29 protein-coding genes are annotated in these 16,893 nt (G+C 65.6%); all 29 read left to right on the top strand.

Annotation, left to right across the window (positions count from 1 at the left end):
* The first annotated feature begins 4 nt into the window (after positions 1-4).
* Entirely contained in the window at positions 5-838 is an 834-nt protein-coding gene (rplB, locus tag BLR21_RS40610) for a 50S ribosomal protein L2 (protein ID WP_030478299.1), read from the top strand.
* An 18-nt stretch (positions 839-856) separates the two neighbouring features.
* A complete protein-coding gene (gene rpsS / locus BLR21_RS40605; RefSeq protein WP_030478300.1) occupies positions 857-1,138 on the top strand; it encodes a 30S ribosomal protein S19 in 282 nt (93 codons plus the stop codon).
* A 34-nt stretch (positions 1,139-1,172) separates the two neighbouring features.
* Positions 1,173-1,571 (top strand): 50S ribosomal protein L22, encoded by a 399-nt coding sequence (gene rplV, locus BLR21_RS40600; RefSeq protein WP_030478301.1) that lies wholly within the window; start codon positions 1,173-1,175, stop codon positions 1,569-1,571.
* Positions 1,571-2,404 (top strand): 30S ribosomal protein S3, encoded by an 834-nt coding sequence (gene rpsC, locus BLR21_RS40595; protein WP_030478302.1) that lies wholly within the window; start codon positions 1,571-1,573, stop codon positions 2,402-2,404. The genes rplV and rpsC overlap by 1 nt, the downstream gene beginning before the upstream one ends.
* Before the next feature lie 3 nt (positions 2,405-2,407).
* Positions 2,408-2,827 (top strand): 50S ribosomal protein L16, encoded by a 420-nt coding sequence (rplP, locus tag BLR21_RS40590; RefSeq protein ID WP_030478303.1) that lies wholly within the window; start codon positions 2,408-2,410, stop codon positions 2,825-2,827.
* Entirely contained in the window at positions 2,827-3,069 is a 243-nt protein-coding gene (gene rpmC / locus BLR21_RS40585) for a 50S ribosomal protein L29 (RefSeq protein WP_030478304.1), read from the top strand. Before rplP ends, rpmC begins: the two co-directional genes overlap by 1 nt.
* Positions 3,066-3,347: a 30S ribosomal protein S17 gene (gene rpsQ / locus BLR21_RS40580; protein ID WP_053733143.1), complete on the top strand. Its 282-nt coding sequence runs from the start codon at positions 3,066-3,068 to the stop codon at positions 3,345-3,347. Before rpmC ends, rpsQ begins: the two co-directional genes overlap by 4 nt.
* Positions 3,348-3,417: 70 nt before the next feature.
* On the top strand, positions 3,418-3,786 hold the full coding sequence (gene rplN, locus BLR21_RS40575; RefSeq protein ID WP_030478306.1) for a 50S ribosomal protein L14: 369 nt from the start codon (positions 3,418-3,420) through the stop codon (positions 3,784-3,786).
* A gap of 2 nt (positions 3,787-3,788) precedes the next feature.
* Positions 3,789-4,103, top strand: a complete 315-nt coding sequence (gene rplX, locus BLR21_RS40570) for a 50S ribosomal protein L24 (protein ID WP_030478307.1) — start codon at positions 3,789-3,791, stop codon at positions 4,101-4,103.
* Positions 4,104-4,105: 2 nt separating this feature from the next.
* Positions 4,106-4,669, top strand: coding sequence for a 50S ribosomal protein L5 (rplE, locus tag BLR21_RS40565; protein WP_030478308.1), 564 nt, complete (start codon positions 4,106-4,108; stop codon positions 4,667-4,669).
* 4 nt (positions 4,670-4,673) lie between these two features.
* Positions 4,674-4,859, top strand: coding sequence for a type Z 30S ribosomal protein S14 (locus BLR21_RS40560; protein ID WP_030473455.1), 186 nt, complete (start codon positions 4,674-4,676; stop codon positions 4,857-4,859).
* A 123-nt stretch (positions 4,860-4,982) separates the two neighbouring features.
* Complete coding sequence (gene rpsH / locus BLR21_RS40555) at positions 4,983-5,381, top strand: 30S ribosomal protein S8 (protein ID WP_030478309.1); 399 nt, start codon at positions 4,983-4,985, stop codon at positions 5,379-5,381.
* Positions 5,382-5,393: 12 nt separating this feature from the next.
* Positions 5,394-5,933, top strand: a complete 540-nt coding sequence (gene rplF, locus BLR21_RS40550; RefSeq protein WP_045309814.1) for a 50S ribosomal protein L6 — start codon at positions 5,394-5,396, stop codon at positions 5,931-5,933.
* Between the two features lies 1 nt (position 5,934).
* Positions 5,935-6,336, top strand: a complete 402-nt coding sequence (rplR, locus tag BLR21_RS40545) for a 50S ribosomal protein L18 (protein ID WP_090015388.1) — start codon at positions 5,935-5,937, stop codon at positions 6,334-6,336.
* Positions 6,337-6,370: 34 nt separating this feature from the next.
* Complete coding sequence (rpsE, locus tag BLR21_RS40540) at positions 6,371-6,979, top strand: 30S ribosomal protein S5 (RefSeq protein ID WP_030478312.1); 609 nt, start codon at positions 6,371-6,373, stop codon at positions 6,977-6,979.
* A gap of 2 nt (positions 6,980-6,981) precedes the next feature.
* Positions 6,982-7,167, top strand: a complete 186-nt coding sequence (gene rpmD, locus BLR21_RS40535) for a 50S ribosomal protein L30 (RefSeq protein ID WP_030478313.1) — start codon at positions 6,982-6,984, stop codon at positions 7,165-7,167.
* The gene (gene rplO, locus BLR21_RS40530) at positions 7,164-7,607 is read left to right on the top strand and encodes a 50S ribosomal protein L15 (RefSeq protein ID WP_030478314.1); all 444 of its coding nucleotides are present in this window, start codon (positions 7,164-7,166) and stop codon (positions 7,605-7,607) included. Before rpmD ends, rplO begins: the two co-directional genes overlap by 4 nt.
* 743 nt (positions 7,608-8,350) lie before the next feature.
* Positions 8,351-9,661 (top strand): preprotein translocase subunit SecY, encoded by a 1,311-nt coding sequence (secY, locus tag BLR21_RS40525; protein ID WP_090015410.1) that lies wholly within the window; start codon positions 8,351-8,353, stop codon positions 9,659-9,661.
* Positions 9,662-10,210 carry an adenylate kinase gene (locus tag BLR21_RS40520; RefSeq protein ID WP_030478316.1) on the top strand — a complete coding sequence of 183 codons (549 nt, stop codon included), beginning with the start codon at positions 9,662-9,664 and terminating at the stop codon, positions 10,208-10,210. It begins immediately after the preceding gene.
* Positions 10,211-10,269: 59 nt separating this feature from the next.
* Positions 10,270-11,046, top strand: coding sequence for a type I methionyl aminopeptidase (gene map, locus BLR21_RS40515; RefSeq protein WP_090015408.1), 777 nt, complete (start codon positions 10,270-10,272; stop codon positions 11,044-11,046).
* Positions 11,047-11,259: 213 nt separating this feature from the next.
* A complete protein-coding gene (locus tag BLR21_RS40510) occupies positions 11,260-11,841 on the top strand; it encodes a hypothetical protein (protein ID WP_090015386.1) in 582 nt (193 codons plus the stop codon).
* A gap of 122 nt (positions 11,842-11,963) precedes the next feature.
* Entirely contained in the window at positions 11,964-12,185 is a 222-nt protein-coding gene (infA, locus tag BLR21_RS40505) for a translation initiation factor IF-1 (protein WP_005166804.1), read from the top strand.
* Positions 12,186-12,210: 25 nt separating this feature from the next.
* Positions 12,211-12,324 carry a 50S ribosomal protein L36 gene (gene rpmJ, locus BLR21_RS40500; protein ID WP_010148647.1) on the top strand — a complete coding sequence of 38 codons (114 nt, stop codon included), beginning with the start codon at positions 12,211-12,213 and terminating at the stop codon, positions 12,322-12,324.
* 216 nt (positions 12,325-12,540) lie between these two features.
* A complete protein-coding gene (gene rpsM, locus BLR21_RS40495; RefSeq protein WP_030478319.1) occupies positions 12,541-12,921 on the top strand; it encodes a 30S ribosomal protein S13 in 381 nt (126 codons plus the stop codon).
* 37 nt (positions 12,922-12,958) lie between these two features.
* Entirely contained in the window at positions 12,959-13,366 is a 408-nt protein-coding gene (rpsK, locus tag BLR21_RS40490; RefSeq protein ID WP_030478320.1) for a 30S ribosomal protein S11, read from the top strand.
* A 23-nt stretch (positions 13,367-13,389) separates the two neighbouring features.
* Complete coding sequence (gene rpsD / locus BLR21_RS40485; RefSeq protein WP_030478321.1) at positions 13,390-13,995, top strand: 30S ribosomal protein S4; 606 nt, start codon at positions 13,390-13,392, stop codon at positions 13,993-13,995.
* A 152-nt stretch (positions 13,996-14,147) separates the two neighbouring features.
* The gene (locus BLR21_RS40480; RefSeq protein WP_030478322.1) at positions 14,148-15,206 is read left to right on the top strand and encodes a DNA-directed RNA polymerase subunit alpha; all 1,059 of its coding nucleotides are present in this window, start codon (positions 14,148-14,150) and stop codon (positions 15,204-15,206) included.
* A gap of 51 nt (positions 15,207-15,257) precedes the next feature.
* Positions 15,258-15,830 carry a 50S ribosomal protein L17 gene (gene rplQ / locus BLR21_RS40475; protein WP_030478323.1) on the top strand — a complete coding sequence of 191 codons (573 nt, stop codon included), beginning with the start codon at positions 15,258-15,260 and terminating at the stop codon, positions 15,828-15,830.
* A gap of 59 nt (positions 15,831-15,889) precedes the next feature.
* Positions 15,890-16,684 (top strand): tRNA pseudouridine(38-40) synthase TruA, encoded by a 795-nt coding sequence (truA, locus tag BLR21_RS40470; RefSeq protein ID WP_218131120.1) that lies wholly within the window; start codon positions 15,890-15,892, stop codon positions 16,682-16,684.
* Positions 16,685-16,893: the final 209 nt, after the last annotated feature.

The following is a 16,893-nucleotide window of genomic DNA, read 5'->3' as shown; positions in this document are numbered from 1 at the left end:
AGAGATGGGCATTCGCAAGTACAAGCCGACGACGCCTGGTCGTCGCGGTGCGAGCGTCTCCGACTTCGCCGAGATCACTCGGTCGACTCCGGAGAAGTCGCTGATCCGCCCGCTGCACAAGCTGGGTGGGCGCAACGCGTCGGGCAAGATCACCACGCGTCACAAGGGCGGCGGTCACAAGCGGGCTTACCGCCTGATCGACTTCCGTCGCAACGACAAGGACGGCGTGCCGGCCAAGGTCGCTCACATCGAGTACGACCCCAACCGCACCGCGCGCATCGCGCTGCTGCACTACGCAGACGGCGAGAAGCGCTACATCATCGCCCCGGAGAAGCTCAAGCAGGGTGACACGGTTGAGAACGGCCCCAAGGCCGACATCAAGCCGGGTAACAACCTGCCGCTGCGCAACATCCCGGTCGGTTCCGTGATCCACGCGATCGAGCTCCGCCCCGGTGGCGGCGCGAAGATGGCTCGCTCGGCTGGTGCCTCGGTCCAGCTCGTGGCGAAGGACGGTCCGTACGCCCAGCTGCGGTTGCCCTCGGGCGAAATCCGCAACGTGGACGTGCGCTGCCGCGCCACGCTCGGCGAGGTCGGCAACAAGGACCACCAGAACATCAACTGGGGCAAGGCCGGCCGCATGCGGTGGAAGGGCAAGAAGCCCACCGTCCGCGGTGTCGCCATGAACCCCGTTGACCACCCGCATGGTGGTGGTGAGGGTAAGACCTCCGGTGGTCGCCATCCGGTGAACCCGGCTGGTAAGCCCGAGGGTCGTACCCGCCGCCGTAAGCCAAGCGACAAGCTCATCGTCCGGCGTCGTCGCACCGGTAAGAAGCGCTGAGCAGGGAGGGAGTGAAGGATGCCTCGCAGCCTTAAGAAGGGTCCCTTCGTCGACGACCACCTGCTCAAGAAGGTGGACGTTCAGAACGAAGCGGGCAAGAAGACCGTCATCAAGACGTGGTCCCGCCGATCCACGATCATCCCGGACATGCTGGGTCACACCATCGCGGTGCACGACGGCCGCAAGCACGTCCCGGTGTTCGTGACCGAGGCGATGGTCGGGCACAAGCTGGGCGAGTTCGCCCCGACCCGCACCTTCAAGGGCCACATCAAGGACGACCGGAAGTCTCGTCGCCGCTAGGCGTCGAACTGAGAAGAGCAAGGGAAAAGCAGCGATGAACGCCCGTAAGGACGCTGAGGCGCAGGAGTTTCCGCGCGCCGTGGCTCGGGCTCGCTACGTCCGCGACACCCCCATGAAGGTCCGTCGCGTCGTCGAGCTCATCAAGGGTCGTAACGCAAGCGAGGCCCTGGCCGTGCTCCAGTTCGCGCCCCAGGCCGCTTCTGAGCCGGTCGCGAAGGTGCTCGCCAGCGCCATGGCCAATGCCGAGAACAACATGTCCCTGGACCCCTCGACCCTCTGGGTTGCGGTGGCCTACGTGGACGAGGGTCCGACCCTCAAGCGTTTCCGCCCGCGTGCCCAGGGCCGCGCGTACCGGATCCGCAAGCGGACGAGCCACATCACCATCGAGGTGGAGTCTCGTCCCAAGAAGACCAGCGTGAAGGGAACGCGGTAGTGGGCCAGAAGATCAACCCGCACGGCTTCCGGCTGGGGATCACCACCGACTGGAAGTCCCGCTGGTACGCAGACAAGCAGTACGCCGAGTACGTGGCGGAGGACGTCAAGATCCGTCGCCTGCTCAGCAAGGGCATGGAGCGTGCCGGCATCTCCAAGGTGGAGATCGAGCGGACCCGTGACCGGGTGCGCGTCGACATCCACACCGCCCGGCCGGGCATCGTCATCGGCCGTCGTGGTGCCGAGGCGGACCGCATCCGCGGTGAGCTGGAGAAGCTCACCAAGAAGCAGGTCCAGCTGAACATCCTCGAGGTCAAGAGCCCCGAGTCGGACGCGCAGCTCGTGGCACAGGGTGTCGCCGAGCAGCTGTCCAACCGCGTCGCCTTCCGGCGCGCGATGCGCAAGGCCATTCAGTCGGCCATGCGTTCGCCGCAGGTCAAGGGCATCCGCGTGCAGTGCGGCGGTCGCCTCGGCGGCGCCGAGATGTCCCGCTCGGAGCACTACCGCGACGGCCGCGTGCCGCTGCACACGCTCCGCGCGAACATCGACTACGGCTTCTTCGAGGCCCGCACCACGTTCGGCCGTATCGGCGTGAAGGTGTGGATCTACAAGGGCGACATCGTCGGTGGCATCTCGGCCAAGCGCGCGCTCGACGCGGCCCCCGCACAGGGTGCGGACCGCGCCCCGCGCCGCGACCGTGGCGAGCGTCCGAACCGGGCCCGTCGCTCCGGTGCCAGCGGCACCACCGCGACGAGCACCGAGGCCGGTCGTGCCGCAGCTGACGCTTCGGCGTCGGCCGAGGCTCCGGCTGCTGCAGAGAAGACGGAGAGCTGAGTCATGCTCATCCCTCGTAGGGTCAAGCACCGCAAGCAGCACCACCCGAAGCGGTCGGGCGCTGCCAAGGGCGGCACGAAGGTCACCTTCGGTGAGTACGGCATCCAGGCTCTCGAGCCCGCCTACGTCACCAACAGGCAGATCGAGTCCGCTCGTATCGCCATCACGCGTCACATCCGTCGTGGCGGCAAGGTCTGGATCAACATCTTCCCGGACCGCCCGCTGACGAAGAAGCCGGCCGAGACCCGCATGGGTTCCGGTAAGGGTTCGCCGGAGTGGTGGGTCGCGAACGTCAAGCCGGGTCGCGTCATGTTCGAGATGGCCTTCCCGAACGAGCAGGTGGCCCGCGAGGCTCTTCGCCGCGCGATCCACAAGCTCCCGATGAAGTGCCGCATCGTTACGCGTGAGGGTGGTGAGTTCTGATGGCAGCGGGTACTACCGCTTCCGAGCTGCGTGAGCTCACCGAGGAAGAGCTCGTGCTGCGTCTGAAGGAATCGAAGGAAGAGCTGTTCAACCTTCGTTTCCAGATGGCCACGGGCCAGCTCGACAACAACCGGCGTCTGCGCACGGTCCGGCATGACATTGCCCGGATCTACACCGTGATGCGGGAGCGGGAGCTCGGGCTCTCCGTTACGCCGGATTCCACTGGTGAGGGTGCGGCATGACCGAAAGCAACGAAGTCCAGACCGAGAAGCGCAACGACCGCAAGGTCCGTGAGGGCCTCGTCGTGTCCGACAAGATGGACAAGACGATCGTGGTCGCGCTCGAGGACCGCAAGAAGCACCCGCGTTACTCCAAGATCATGCGCTCCACCACCAAGGTGAAGGTGCACGACGAGGAGAACGCGGCGGGCATCGGCGACCGCGTCCTGCTCATGGAGACCCGGCCCCTGTCGGCGACCAAGCGCTGGCGTCTCGTGCAGATCCTCGAGAAGGCCAAGTAAGTCCTTTGTAGACAGACCGAGCCCGTCGGGTCGGAAATCCGGCGGGCCAGGAATGGTCAGGAGCAGGTAAGTGATTCAGCAGGAGTCGCGACTTCGTGTCGCCGACAACACTGGAGCAAAGGAAATCCTTTGCATCCGTGTTCTCGGTGGTTCGGGTCGCCGCTACGCGGGCATCGGCGACATCATCGTCGCGACCGTCAAGGACGCGATCCCCGGTGCCGGCGTGAAGAAGGGTGACGTCGTCAAGGCCGTCATCGTCCGCACCGTCAAGGAGCGCCGTCGTCCGGATGGCTCGTACATCCGCTTCGACGAGAACGCCGCCGTGCTCATCAAGAACGACAACGAGCCCCGCGGTACCCGCATCTTCGGCCCGGTCGGTCGTGAGCTGCGCGACAAGAAGTTCATGAAGATCATCTCGCTGGCTCCGGAGGTGCTCTGACCATGAAGGTGAAGAAGGGCGACACGGTCGTCGTTATCGCCGGCAAGGACAAGGGCGCGAAGGGCAAGGTCATCCAGGCCTACCCGGAGACCGGCAAGGTCCTGGTCGAGGGCGTCAACCGGATCAAGAAGCACACCAAGATCACGCAGACCCAGCGGGGCGCGCAGTCTGGTGGCATCGTGACCCAGGAAGCTCCGGTCAACGTCTCCAACGTGATGGTGGTCGACTCGGACGGCAAGCCGACCCGTGTTGGTTACCGGACGAACGACGAGGGCAAGCGGGTCCGCATTTCCCGTCGTAACGGGAAGGACATCTGATCATGACTACCGCAGAGAAGATCATCCCGCGGCTCAAGACGCGCTACCGCGCCGAGGTGAAGGCCGAGCTGCAGAAGCAGTTCGACTTCTCCAACGTGATGCAGATCCCGGGCGTCGTGAAGGTCGTCGTCAACATGGGTGTCGGCGACGCCGCCCGTGACGGCAAGCTGATCGAGGGTGCCGTCAGGGACCTGTCGATCATCACCGGCCAGCGTCCCGAGGTCCGCCGGGCCCGCAAGTCCATCGCGCAGTTCAAGCTGCGTGAAGGCATGCCGATCGGTGCGCGCGTCACGCTGCGCGGCGACCGCATGTGGGAGTTCCTCGACCGTCTGCTGACGATCGCGCTGCCCCGTATCCGCGACTTCCGCGGCCTCTCGGGCAAGCAGTTCGACGGCAACGGCAACTACACGTTCGGTCTGAACGAGCAGTCGATGTTCCACGAGATCGACCCGGACGCTATCGACCGGCCTCGCGGCATGGACATCACCGTCGTCACCACCGCCACGAACGACGAGGAGGGCCGGGCGCTGCTGAAGCACCTGGGCTTCCCGTTCAAGGAGAACTGACTCGATGGCCAAGAAGGCGTTGATCAACAAGGCCGCGAAGAAGCCGAAGTTCAAGGTCCGGGGTTACACCCGGTGCCAGCGTTGCGGCCGCCCCCACGCGGTGTTCCGCAAGTTCGGCCTCTGCCGGATCTGCCTGCGCGAGATGGCTCACCGCGGTGAGCTGCCTGGCGTGAGCAAGTCCAGCTGGTAATTCCAAGCTTCATTACTTCGCTGTAGGCCCGCACACGACCGTCCTGTCCTCTCCCCCTCGGGGAGAGGGCGGGTCTGGACCCTGAGCCGGTGAACCGCAGCGAGAAAGGTTGACCAGGTCACCATGACGATGACCGATCCCATCGCAGACATGCTCACTCGTCTGCGGAACGCGAACTCGGCTTACCACGACAAGGTCGTGATGCCGCACTCCAAGATCAAGGCGAACATCGCCGAGATCCTCAAGCGCGAGGGCTACATCGCCTCGTACCGCGACGAGGACGGCGAGGTGGCCAAGAACCTGGTCGTCGAGCTGAAGTACGGCCCGAACCGTGAGCGCAGCATCGCCGGCCTCCGCCGCGTGTCCAAGCCCGGTCTGCGCGTGTACGCGAAGTCCACTGGCCTGCCCCGAGTTCTCGGTGGCCTCGGCGTGGCGATCATTTCGACCTCTGGCGGTCTCATGACCGACCGTCAGGCCAACAAGGCAGGCGTGGGCGGAGAAGTCCTCGCCTACGTTTGGTAAGGGGGAGTAGACATGTCGCGCATCGGTAAGCAGCCGATCATTGTCCCCTCCGGGGTCGACGTGAACATCGCCGGCCAGGACGTCAGCATCAAGGGCCCCAAGGGTCTCCTGACGCTCACGCTCGCTGAGCCGATCATCGTCGAGAAGGCCGAAGACGGCACTCTCGAGGTCAAGCGCCCGAACGACGAGCGGCGCAACCGCGCGCTCCACGGCCTGTCGCGCACGCTCGTGCACAACATGGTCGTCGGCGTGACCCAGGGTTACGAAAAGAAGATGGAAATCCACGGCGTCGGTTACCGCGTCGCGCTCAAGGGCTCAGAGCTCGAGTTCGCGCTCGGTTACTCGCACCCCGTCAAGGTGGAGGCCCCCGCGGGCATCACCTTCGCGGTCGAGACCCCGACCCGGTTCTCCGTCTCGGGTATCGACAAGCAGCTGGTCGGTGAGGTTGCCGCCAACATCCGCAAGCTGCGCAAGCCCGACCCGTACAAGGGTAAGGGTGTCCGGTACTCGGGCGAGAAGATCCGTCGCAAGGTCGGAAAGACGGGTAAGTGACATGAGCGAGTCGACTGTTACGAAGCGCAAGCCGGTGGGCAAGGACATCTCCACCAGGCGTCGTGTTGCGAAGGCCCGTCGCCACTTCCGCCTCCGCAAGAAGGTCAACGGCACCGCCGAGCGTCCGCGCCTGGCCGTGCACCGTTCGTCGAAGCACATCACCGTGCAGATCATCGACGACCTGAAGGGCCACACGATCGCGTCCGCTTCCTCCATGGAAGCCGACGTCCGTGCCCTGGACGGCGACAAGAAGGCCCGTGCGGCCAAGGTCGGCCAGCTGGCCGCGGCCCGCGCCAAGGACGCCGGCGTCACGGCGGTCGTGTTCGACCGCGGTGGCAACGCGTACCACGGCAGGATCGCTGCTCTGGCGGATGCCGCTCGCGAGGCGGGGCTGGAGTTCTGACAATGATCATCACTGGAATTGAGAGGGACGCCTGATGCCAGGACGTACGCGTCGCGAAGGCGGCGGGGGCGAGCGCGGAGAGCGCCGCGACCGTCGTGACGGCGGCCGCGGCGGCGCGGCCCAGGAGAAGACCCCCCACATCGAGCGCGTGGTTGCGATCAACCGCGTCTCGAAGGTGGTCAAGGGTGGTCGTCGGTTCAGCTTCACCGCGCTCGTCGTGGTGGGTGACGGCGACGGCATGGTCGGCGTCGGTTACGGCAAGGCCAAGGAAGTTCCCGCGGCCATCGCCAAGGGTGTCGAAGAGGCGAAGAAGAACTTCTTCCGCGTTCCTCGCATCGCCGGCACGATCCCGCACCCGATCACGGGCAGGAAGGCCGCCGGCGAGGTTCTGCTTCGCCCGGCATCGGCCGGTACCGGTGTCATCGCGGGTGGCGCTGTCCGCGCCGTCCTCGAGTGCGCCGGCGTGCACGACGTGCTGTCGAAGTCGCTCGGCTCCGACAACGCGATCAACATCGTGCACGCGACCGTGGCGGCCCTCAAGGGTCTGCAGCGTCCGGAAGAGGTCGCGGCCCGTCGTGGCCTGCCTCTCGAGGACGTCGCCCCCGCCGGCATGATCCGCGCTCGCGCGGGCCAGGGGGTGTGATCATGGCTCAGCTCAAGATCACTCAGGTGAAGAGCACCATCGGTACCAAGCACAACCACCGCGAGTCGATGCGCACCCTCGGGCTGCGCAAGATCCGTCAGTCGGTCGTGCGTGAGGACACCCCCCAGGTTCTCGGCCTGATCAACGCCGTGCGCCACCTGGTGGTTGTCGAGGAGGTCCAGTCGTGACCATCAAGATTCACGATCTGCGTCCGGCCCCCGGCGCCAAGACCGCCAAGACCCGCGTCGGTCGTGGTGAGGGCTCCAAGGGCAAGACCGCCGGCCGCGGTACGAAGGGCACGGGCGCTCGCAAGAACGTCTCGCCGCGCTTCGAAGGTGGCCAGATGCCGCTGCACATGCGGCTCCCGAAGCTCAAGGGCTTCAAGAACCCGTTCCGCACCGAGTACCAGGTCGTGAACGTCTCCTCGATCGCTGCCTCCTTCCCGGAGGGCGGCTCGGTGGACGTTCCCGCGCTGGTGCTGGCCGGGCTGGTCCGCAAGGGCTCGCTCGTCAAGGTGCTGGGTGACGGTGACGTCAGCGTGAAGCTGGATGTCACGGCTGACAAGTTCTCCAAGACCGCTGTGGAGAAGTTGGCGGCTGCTGGTGGGTCTTCCACCGTGGCTTCCTGATTGCCGCTGGTAGTTGTCTGAAGGGCCCTGAGGCTTTTGCCTTGGGGCCCTTTGGCGTTGGGGTGGTTGGGGCGGCGACCTTGTGCTGTGGTCGGCTTGCGGGCGGCCTGGTCGCCTTGCGTGCTTCCCCTGGGGGCGCTGCCCCCAGACCCCCGGCAATCTGATCAGGGGGTCCACGCCGTGCGTGGGTAGATGGCACGCCTGTTGCTGTGGGCGGCTGCCTGTTGCTTTGAGGGTTGCGGTGGCGGTGGGGTCCCATCACGAGCCGAGCCAAGAGCGGGCCACACCTGAGGGGTGAGGTCAAGTCGACGAAAAGCGTGTCGACTTGACCTCACCCCTCAGGTGCAGCAAGAGCTATGGCGCGACTCGTGATGGGACCCCACCGCCTGGCCCGCGCGGTAAGGACGGCTCGCCTACGGCTTCGCTGCGATCATGTGGGGTTCGCTTTGCGGGTATTTCTTTGGGAACTTTGAGGCGTCTGCTGACGTTCGCGGACGGCGTAATTGCTGCTCGTAGCACGGATTTGTGGGGTGTGCTACCCCGGATGGCCTAGTGGTTCCGTCAGAGATCAACGAGTTGGAACCTGTGATTGGCCACTGGGTACGGGCTGGTCCTGGAGGGCTGTTAGAGTCGCGGGCTGAACCCGGATGTCCTCCGGGTTGCTTGGTCGTGGCTACCTGACTCGGCCTGCCAACTACCGCATGTGCCGGTCCCTGGGGGTCGGCAACGCTCAGGAGGTTCGCGTGCTCGGCGCATTCCGCTCGGCTCTCGCGACGCCGGATCTACGCAAGAAGATCCTGTTTACGCTCGGGATCATCGTTGTGTATCGGCTTGGCGCGACCATGCCCGCGCCGGGCGTTTCCTTCAAGAACGTGCGGGCTTGTGCCGAGCAGCTTGAAGGCCAGAACATCTACTCGCTGATCAACCTGTTCAGCGGTGGTGCACTGCTCAACCTGTCCGTGTTCGCGCTGGGCATCATGCCCTACATCACCGCGAGCATCATTATTCAGCTGCTCACCGTGGTCATCCCGCGGTTCGAGCAGTTGAAGAAGGAAGGCCAGGCTGGTCAGGGCAAGCTCACGCAGTACACGCGGTACCTGACGATCGGGCTTGCGATCCTGCAGTCGACCGGCCTCGTTGCCCTCGCCGTGCGCGGGCAGCTGTTCGGTGAGTGCGACCAGGACGTCATCCCGAACAAGGACAGCATCTTCACGCTGGTCGTGCTGGTCATCACCATGACCGCCGGTACCTCGGTCATCATGTGGCTGGGTGAGCTGATCACCGAGAAGGGCATCGGCAACGGCATGTCGTTGCTGATCTTCACCGGTATCGCCGCCCGCATCCCGGCCGAGGGCAAGAACATCCTCGACAAGAGTGGCCTCACCTTCACGCTCGTGTGCGTCGCCGCTCTGGTCATCATCGCGAGCGTCATCTACGTCGAGCAGGCTCAGCGTCGCATTCCGGTGCAGTACGCCAAGCGCATGATCGGCCGCCGCATGTACGGCGGTACGTCGACGTACCTTCCCCTCAAGGTGAACCAGGCCGGCGTCATCCCGGTCATCTTCGCCTCTTCGCTGCTGTACCTGCCGGACCTGGTCGTGCGCCTTACCCAGGGCACCTCCACCGAGCAGAACTGGTTCTCGACGTTCGTTCAGACCTACCTGGTCAAGCAGTCGAGCTGGGTGCACATCGCCTCGTACTTCCTGCTGATCGTCTTCTTCACGTACTTCTACGTCGGCATCACGTTCAACCCGGACGAGCGTGCTGACGAGATGAAGAAGTTCGGTGGCTTCATCCCCGGCATCCGCCCCGGTCGCCCCACCGCCGAGTACCTCAAGTTCGTCCTGGGCCGCATCACGCTGCCCGGTTCGCTCTACCTCGGCATCGTGGCGATCCTGCCGAACCTGTTCCTGGACCTGACCGGTGACGGCCAGAACCAGAACTTCCCGTTCGGCGGCACCGCGGTTCTGATCATGGTCGGTGTCGGTCTCGACACCGTGAAGCAGATCGAGAGCCAGCTCATGCAGCGCAATTACGAAGGGTTCCTCCGCTAGATGCGACTCGTTCTCGTTGGCCCGCCCGGTGCGGGCAAGGGCACCCAGGCCGAAGTTCTGAGCCGCAAGCTCGGCGTGCCGCACATCTCGACGGGCGACCTCTTCCGGTCACACATCAGCAACCAGACCGAGCTCGGGCTGGAGGTGCAGAGCATCCTCGACGAGGGCGCTCTCGTGCCGGACTCCATCACGAACGAGATGGTGCGCAAGCGTTTGGCCGAGTCCGACGCCGCGGACGGGTTCCTGCTCGACGGGTTCCCCCGCAACGTCGCCCAGGCCGACAAGCTGGGCGAGTTCCTGGCTGTCGGTGGCCACTCGCTCGACGCGGTGCTGGAGTTCCGGGTCGACGAGGACGTCGTGGTGGAGCGGTTGCTCGCGCGTGGCCGTACGGATGACAAGGAAGAGGTCATCCGTCACCGCCAGCAGGTGTACCGCAACGAGACCGCGCCGCTGCTGAGCTACTACGCGGAGAAGGTCATCTCCATCGACGCGGTGGGCGAGATCGACGAGATCAGCGAACGGGCACTCGCCGCGCTGAACGAGAAGTGACCGGCGGGCTGGTCGACCGGCTCCGTTCCGTCGTCACACGTGCAACAGATCGTGAAGGCATGAGCAAGATCGAGATCAAGACCCGCGGCCAGCTGGAGGCCATGCGCGCCTCCGGCCTGGTCGTGGCACGGGCGTTGCAGAACGTCGTGGACGCGGTGAAGCCCGGCGTGTCCACCTGGGACCTCGACGAGATCGCCGAGCAGACCATCCGCGACGCCGGCGCCGTCCCGTCCTTCAAGGGCTACCACGGCTTCCCGGCGAGCATCTGCGCGTCGGTGAACGAGCAGATCGTCCACGGCATCCCCAGCAAGACGCAGGTGCTGGCCGAGGGCGACCTGATCTCCATCGACTGCGGCGCGATCCTCGACGACTGGCACGGCGACTCGGCCGTCACGGTCGGCGTCGGCGAGCTGTCTCCCGCGGACCACAAGCTGTCCGAGGCGACCAGGCTGTCGATGCTCGCGGGCATCGAGGCCGCGCTGCCCGGCGGCCGGCTCACGGACATCTCGTTCGCCATCGAGTCCTCCGCCATCGAGTCGGGGGAGCGCGACGGCATCGAGTACGGCGTCGTCGCGGACTACGGCGGCCACGGCATCGGCTCCAAGATGCACATGGAGCCGTTCCTGCCGAACTTCGGCAAGCCCGGCAAGGGCCCGAGGCTCAAGGTCGGCATGGCCATCGCGATCGAGCCGATGCTCACGCTCGGCACGGACGACTCCCAGGAGTTGGAGGACGGCTGGACCGTCGTCACGCTCGACGGCACGCGTGCCGCCCACTGGGAGCACAGCGTCGCGATCACCGAGGACGGCCCCTGGGTGCTCACCGCACCCGAGTAAAGCCAAGCGCCCCAACGTTTTCGGACGTAGCCCCGTTCGCCCTGCGGTGAACGGGGCTATTTCGTTTGTCAGGCCCGATACGGTCGAGGTTGACGAGCGAGTCCAATGCTTGGGGGCATTGTGGGGGTAACCCGTTTCGTCCTGTCCGCCCTTCTGATTCCACTTGCAGGCTGTGCTGCCTCTAAGCCGGCCACCGATCTCACCTACCAGGACGTGCCGGCGGAGCGCATCGCCGACCGGATCTTCCTGGCCGACGCCATCGCCGCGGCGGAGGGCTGCCGACCGCCGTTCTCCGACGTCATCGTGCGGCGTCCGAACTTCGTCAGTCCGCCGCCGGCCGTCGACGGCGGGTGCGGGGGAAGTGTTCGTGCCGCCGCCTCGTGGGAGTACGTGGACGCAGTGAGTCGCATCACGGCGCTGCACGACGTCGTCGTACGGGAGTGGGACGTCCTGCTCCGGTCCGGGCCGGAGGCCGCCGAGACGCGGGCCACCGGGGCGACGCTGCTGCACTGCCTCGACCGCGCCGGGTTCACGCAGCGGGGGCCAGGCGATCCGAGTCCGGAGAGCTACGGCGTCGGATCCGGCGACGCCGCGCTCAACAACGCAGCTCAGCACTGTTCGGACGAGACCGGGTACGGGTCGAGGACCGCCGCTCAGCGCCTGCGGACGCTGAAGTCGGTGCTCGGCAGGCACGAGTCCGAGATCAACGACATCGTGCGCCTGAAGCCGGTGCTCGAACGGGGTATGCAGCCCTCCACGGGCGCTGAGAGGACCCGATTTGGGTTGCCGCAGTGAGCTGCGTACACTGGTCAGGTGGCGCACCAGTCGCGCCGGTTCAGTCGTGCCCTCCGAGGTCAGATCGAACCGGGGTGGCGCGCGTCCAAAGGTTAATATCACCGTCACGAAACGCGGAGGACATGGGCAAGAAGGACGGGGCCATTGAGGTCGAGGGCCGCGTAGTCGAGCCGCTCCCCAACGCGATGTTCAGGGTCGAGTTGGAGAACGGTCACAAGGTACTCGCGCACATCAGCGGCAAGATGCGACAGCACTACATCCGCATCCTCCCTGAGGACCGGGTTGTCGTGGAGCTCTCGCCCTACGACCTGTCCCGCGGGCGCATCGTCTACCGCTACAAGTGACCTCCAGTAGCAGGAGATCTCAGGCGTGAAGGTTCAGCCGAGCGTCAAGAAGATCTGCGACAAGTGCAAGGTGATCCGCCGTCACGGCCGGGTCATGGTGATCTGCGAGAACCTGCGCCACAAGCAGCGCCAGGGCTGAGCAGTTCCACTCGCGCTCGTCGAGGTCTTTCGATGACGCAGTAACGAGAAACTCCTCGCACCTACCGCACGGGCTCCATGCGTGCGGACACCCCCGGATTCCAGGCCGGGGCCGGGACGCCGGCTGTGAGAGCAGCCGGAACGACAGACAGCGAGTCAGTCACCGGAATTGGGCGAGGAGCAGACCTGGAAGTAACCGACAGGAGTTAATCGCCACATGGCACGACTCGCTGGCGTCGACCTCCCCCGCGAAAAGCGGATGGAGATCGCGCTCACCTACATCTTCGGCATCGGTCGTACGCGCTCCAAGGAGCTGCTCACCGCCACGGAGATCTCCCCGGACCTCCGGGTGAAGGATCTGACGGACGACGACCTCGCCAAGCTGCGGGACCACATCGAGACGAACTACAAGGTCGAGGGTGACCTTCGCCGTGAGGTCGCGGCCGACATCCGTCGCAAGATGGAGATCGGCTGCTACGAGGGTCTTCGGCACCGTCGCGGCCTGCCCGTTCGTGGGCAGCGCACGAAGACGAACGCCCGTACCCGCAAGGGTCCGAAGAAGACCGTGGCCGGCAAGAAGAAGGCCGGCAAGAAGTAAGACCTCGCGTCTGCTGCCCTCAACTTAGGAGTTCGTTTTGCCACCCAAGTCCCGCACGGGCGCCGGGGTCAAGAAGATCCGGCGCAAGGAAAAGAAGAACGTCTCGCACGGCCAGGCGCACATCAAGAGCACGTTCAACAACACCATCGTGTCCATCACGGACCCGCTGGGCAACGTGATCAGCTGGGCGTCCGCCGGCCACGTGGGCTTCAAGGGCTCGCGCAAGTCCACGCCGTTCGCGGCGCAGATGGCTGCCGAGAACGCCGCCCGCAAGGCCGCCGAGCACGGCATGCGCAAGGTGGACGTGTTCGTCAAGGGTCCCGGCTCCGGCCGTGAGACCGCGATCCGTTCGCTGCAGGCCGCCGGTCTCGAGGTCGGCACCATCCAGGACGTGACCCCGCAGCCCCACAACGGCTGCCGCCCGCCCAAGCGGCGCCGGGTCTGAGGCACGGGGAGGAGTAAGAACTAATGGCTCGTTATACGGGACCCGCGACGCGCATCTCGCGTCGTCTGAAGGTTGACCTCGTTGGTGGGGACCAGGCCTTCGAGCGCCGTCCGTACCCGCCCGGCCAGCACGGTCGTGGCCGGGTCAAGGAGTCCGAGTACCTGCTGCAGCTCCAGGAGAAGCAGAAGGCTCGTTACACCTACGGCGTGCTCGAGAAGCAGTTCGTCCGTTACTACAAGGAAGCGGTTCGCCGCCCGGGCAAGACCGGCGAGAACCTGCTCCAGATCCTCGAGGCTCGCCTCGACAACGTGGTGTACCGCGCGGGCCTCGCCCGCACGCGTCGCCAGGCTCGCCAGCTGGTCGCGCACGGTCACTTCCTGGTCAACGGCCAGAAGGTGAACATCCCGAGCTACCAGGTGTCGAAGTTCGACATCATCGACGTGAAGCCGAAGTCCATGCCGACGCTGCCCTTCGAGGCTGCTCGCGCGTCCTTCGGTGACCGCCCGATTCCCGCTTGGCTGCAGGTCGTGTCCTCGAACCTGCGCATCCTCGTGCACCAGCTGCCCGAGCGCGCGCAGATCGACACGCCTGTCACCGAGCAGCTCATCGTCGAGCTCTACTCGAAGTGATCCTCTCCGAGCCACCGTCTCTTGTGGACGGTGGCTCGGGTCGGGTCCCGCATCGGCGCGAAGGGTGTGCCGAGTGCGTTTGCCGGTCCTCGTGGCTGGCTGAAGTTGGCGGCGTCAAATAGCGGGCGTCGTTGTCGGAAAGGTAGAACCCAGTGCTGATTTCCCAGCGCCCCTCGCTCGCCGAGGAAGCGGTCTCCGAGACCCGTTCCCGGTTCGTCATCGAACCGCTGGAGCCGGGCTTCGGTTACACGCTCGGCAACTCGATTCGCCGCACGCTGCTCTCGTCGATCCCCGGTGCTGCTGTCACGAGCATCCGCATCGACGGCGTGCTGCACGAGTTCACCACGGTTCCCGGGGTGAAGGAGGACGTCACCGACGTCATCCTGAACCTCAAGGAGCTCGTCGTCTCGTCCGAAGAGGACGAGCCGGTGACCATGTACCTGCGCAAGCAGGGCCCCGGTGTGGTGACCGCGGGCGACATCGTGCCTCCGGCCGGTGTCACCGTGCACAACCCCGACCTGCACATCGCCACCCTGAACGGCAAGGGCAAGCTGGAGATCGAGCTCGTCGTCGAGCGCGGTCGCGGCTACGTCCCGGCTGTCCAGAACAAGCAGGCGGGCGCCGAGATCGGCCGCATCCCCGTCGACTCGATCTACTCGCCGGTTCTCAAGGTGACGTACAAGGTCGAGGCCACTCGTGTCGAGCAGCGTACGGACTTCGACAAGCTGATCCTCGACGTGGAGAGCAAGCCCTCGATCACTCCGAGGGACGCAGTCGCCTCCGCGGGTAAGACCCTGGTTGAGCTGTTCGGCCTCGCTCGCGAGCTGAACATCGACGCCGAGGGCATCGAGATCGGCCCGTCGCCGGCCGAGGCTGACACCATCGCCGCGTTCGCGATGCCTATCGAGGATCTGGACCTCACGGTCCGTTCCTACAACTGCTTGAAGCGGGAAGGCATCCACACCGTCGGCGAGCTCGTGTCGCGCAGCGAGGCGGACCTGCTGGACATCCGCAACTTCGGTGCGAAGTCGATCGACGAGGTCAAGATGAAGCTCGTCGGTCTCGGCCTCGCGCTGAAGGACTCGCCTCCTGGGTTCGACCCGTCCGCGGCTGCTGCCGACTACCACCCCGGTGACACGGGCTGGGGCGCCGGTACCGGCCTGGACCCGCACGACGACGGTCAGGACTACGCGGAGACCGAGCAGCTCTGACGCTCTGATTCAGAGCTAGAGGATCTCTTTTAGTAACTACAGGAGCAAGCGATGCCCACCCCTACCAAGGGCCCCCGGCTCGGTGGGTCTCCGGCGCACGAGCGGCTGCTGCTCGCCAACCTGGCGACGGCGTTGTTCCAGCACGGCCGGATCAAGACCACTGAGACGAAGGCGAAGCGGCTGCGTCCGTACGCCGAGAAGATCATTTCCAAGGCCAAGGCCGGCGACCTGCACAACCGTCGCGAGATCATGAAGCTGATCCGCGACAAGGACGTCGTGCACAAGCTGATCGCCGAGATCGGTCCGTTCTTCAGCGACCGTTCCGGTGGCTACACCCGCATCACCAAGACGCTGGCGCGCAAGGGCGACAACGCCCCCATGGCCATCATCGAGCTGGTGCAGCAGAAGCTCGTCTCCACCGAGGCCGAGGCTGCGCGCAAGACCAAGTTCGCCAAGGACGAGAAGCCGGCCGCCGAGGTCGTCGACCAGGACGCTGACGCGCCCGAGTCCGCGACGAAGGACGCCGCCGACGAGCCCGCCGAGGGCGCTGTCGAGGTTGACGGCGAGCCGTCGGCCGAGGACGTCAAGGCAGAAGAGGCCAAGGACAAGAAGGACGAGTCCTGAGCAGTTCTCCTGCTGACGAGCCCGTCGCTCCCCTTGCTGGGGGCGGCGGGCTCGTTCGTGTGCGGTTCGACCTCGGGTACGACGGCACTGAGTTCTCCGGATGGGCCCGGCAGCCTTCCCGGCGGACTGTCTGCGGCGTTCTAGAGGACACGCTGTCGATGGTGCTGCGCGAGGACGTCTCGCTGACCGTCGCCGGGCGCACCGATGCGGGGGTGCACGCCTCCGGGCAGGTCGCTCACGCCGATCTGCCTGGTTCTGTTGATGTTGGTGCGTTGCCGAAGCGGTTGGCTCGGGCGTTGCCGTCGGATGTCCGGGTGTTTTCTGCTCGGGTGGTGCCTGCTGCGTTTGACGCTCGGTTCTCTGCCTTGCGGCGGCACTACGAGTACCGGGTTGCGGATGCTGACTTCGGGGCGCATCCGTTGCGGCGGTTGGACACCCTTGCCTGGCCTCGTCCGCTGGACGTTTCCGCCATGAATGTGGCTGCTGGGCTTTTGTTGGGGGAGCACGACTTTTGCGCCTTTTGCAAGCGGCGTGACGGGGCTACGACCATCCGGGAGCTGCAGCGGCTTGAGCTGGTGCGGTCTGAGGTGGATGGGGTTGTCACGGCGTTCGTTTCTGCTGATGCGTTCTGCCACTCGATGGTTCGGTCGCTCGTTGGGGCGTTGCTGGCTGTTGGGGAGGGGCGGAAGGCGGTTGAGTGGCCTGCTGGGCTTTTGTCGCTGTCTGGGCGGGCCAGTGGGGTGACTGTGGCTCCGGCGCACGGGTTGTCGTTGGTGCGGGTGGATTTCCCTGGGGATGGGGAGTTGGCGGCTCGGGCTGAGGCGACTCGGCGGGTTCGTACGTTGGAGCGTTGACGCGTCGGTTGGGGTGGGTTGTCTCCCTGGTGCGCTGGCGGGTTCCTGTTTGTTGTTCGTAGGTGGGCGCGTTGCGTACTTGTGTGGCGGCTGGTTCCTGGGGGACTCCGCCCCCCAGACCCCCCACAATCTGATCAAAGACCGGCCCGCGCCATGCGTGGGTTGATGGCACGCCTGTTGCTTTGGGCGGAGTTGCGTTGCTTAGAGGG

It is taken from the genome of Lentzea albidocapillata subsp. violacea (assembly GCF_900100275.1).
GTDB lineage: Bacteria > Actinomycetota > Actinomycetes > Mycobacteriales > Pseudonocardiaceae > Lentzea > Lentzea violacea.
The sequence above is the reverse complement of the archived record's forward strand: the minus strand, read 5'-3'. Positions and strand labels throughout refer to the sequence as shown.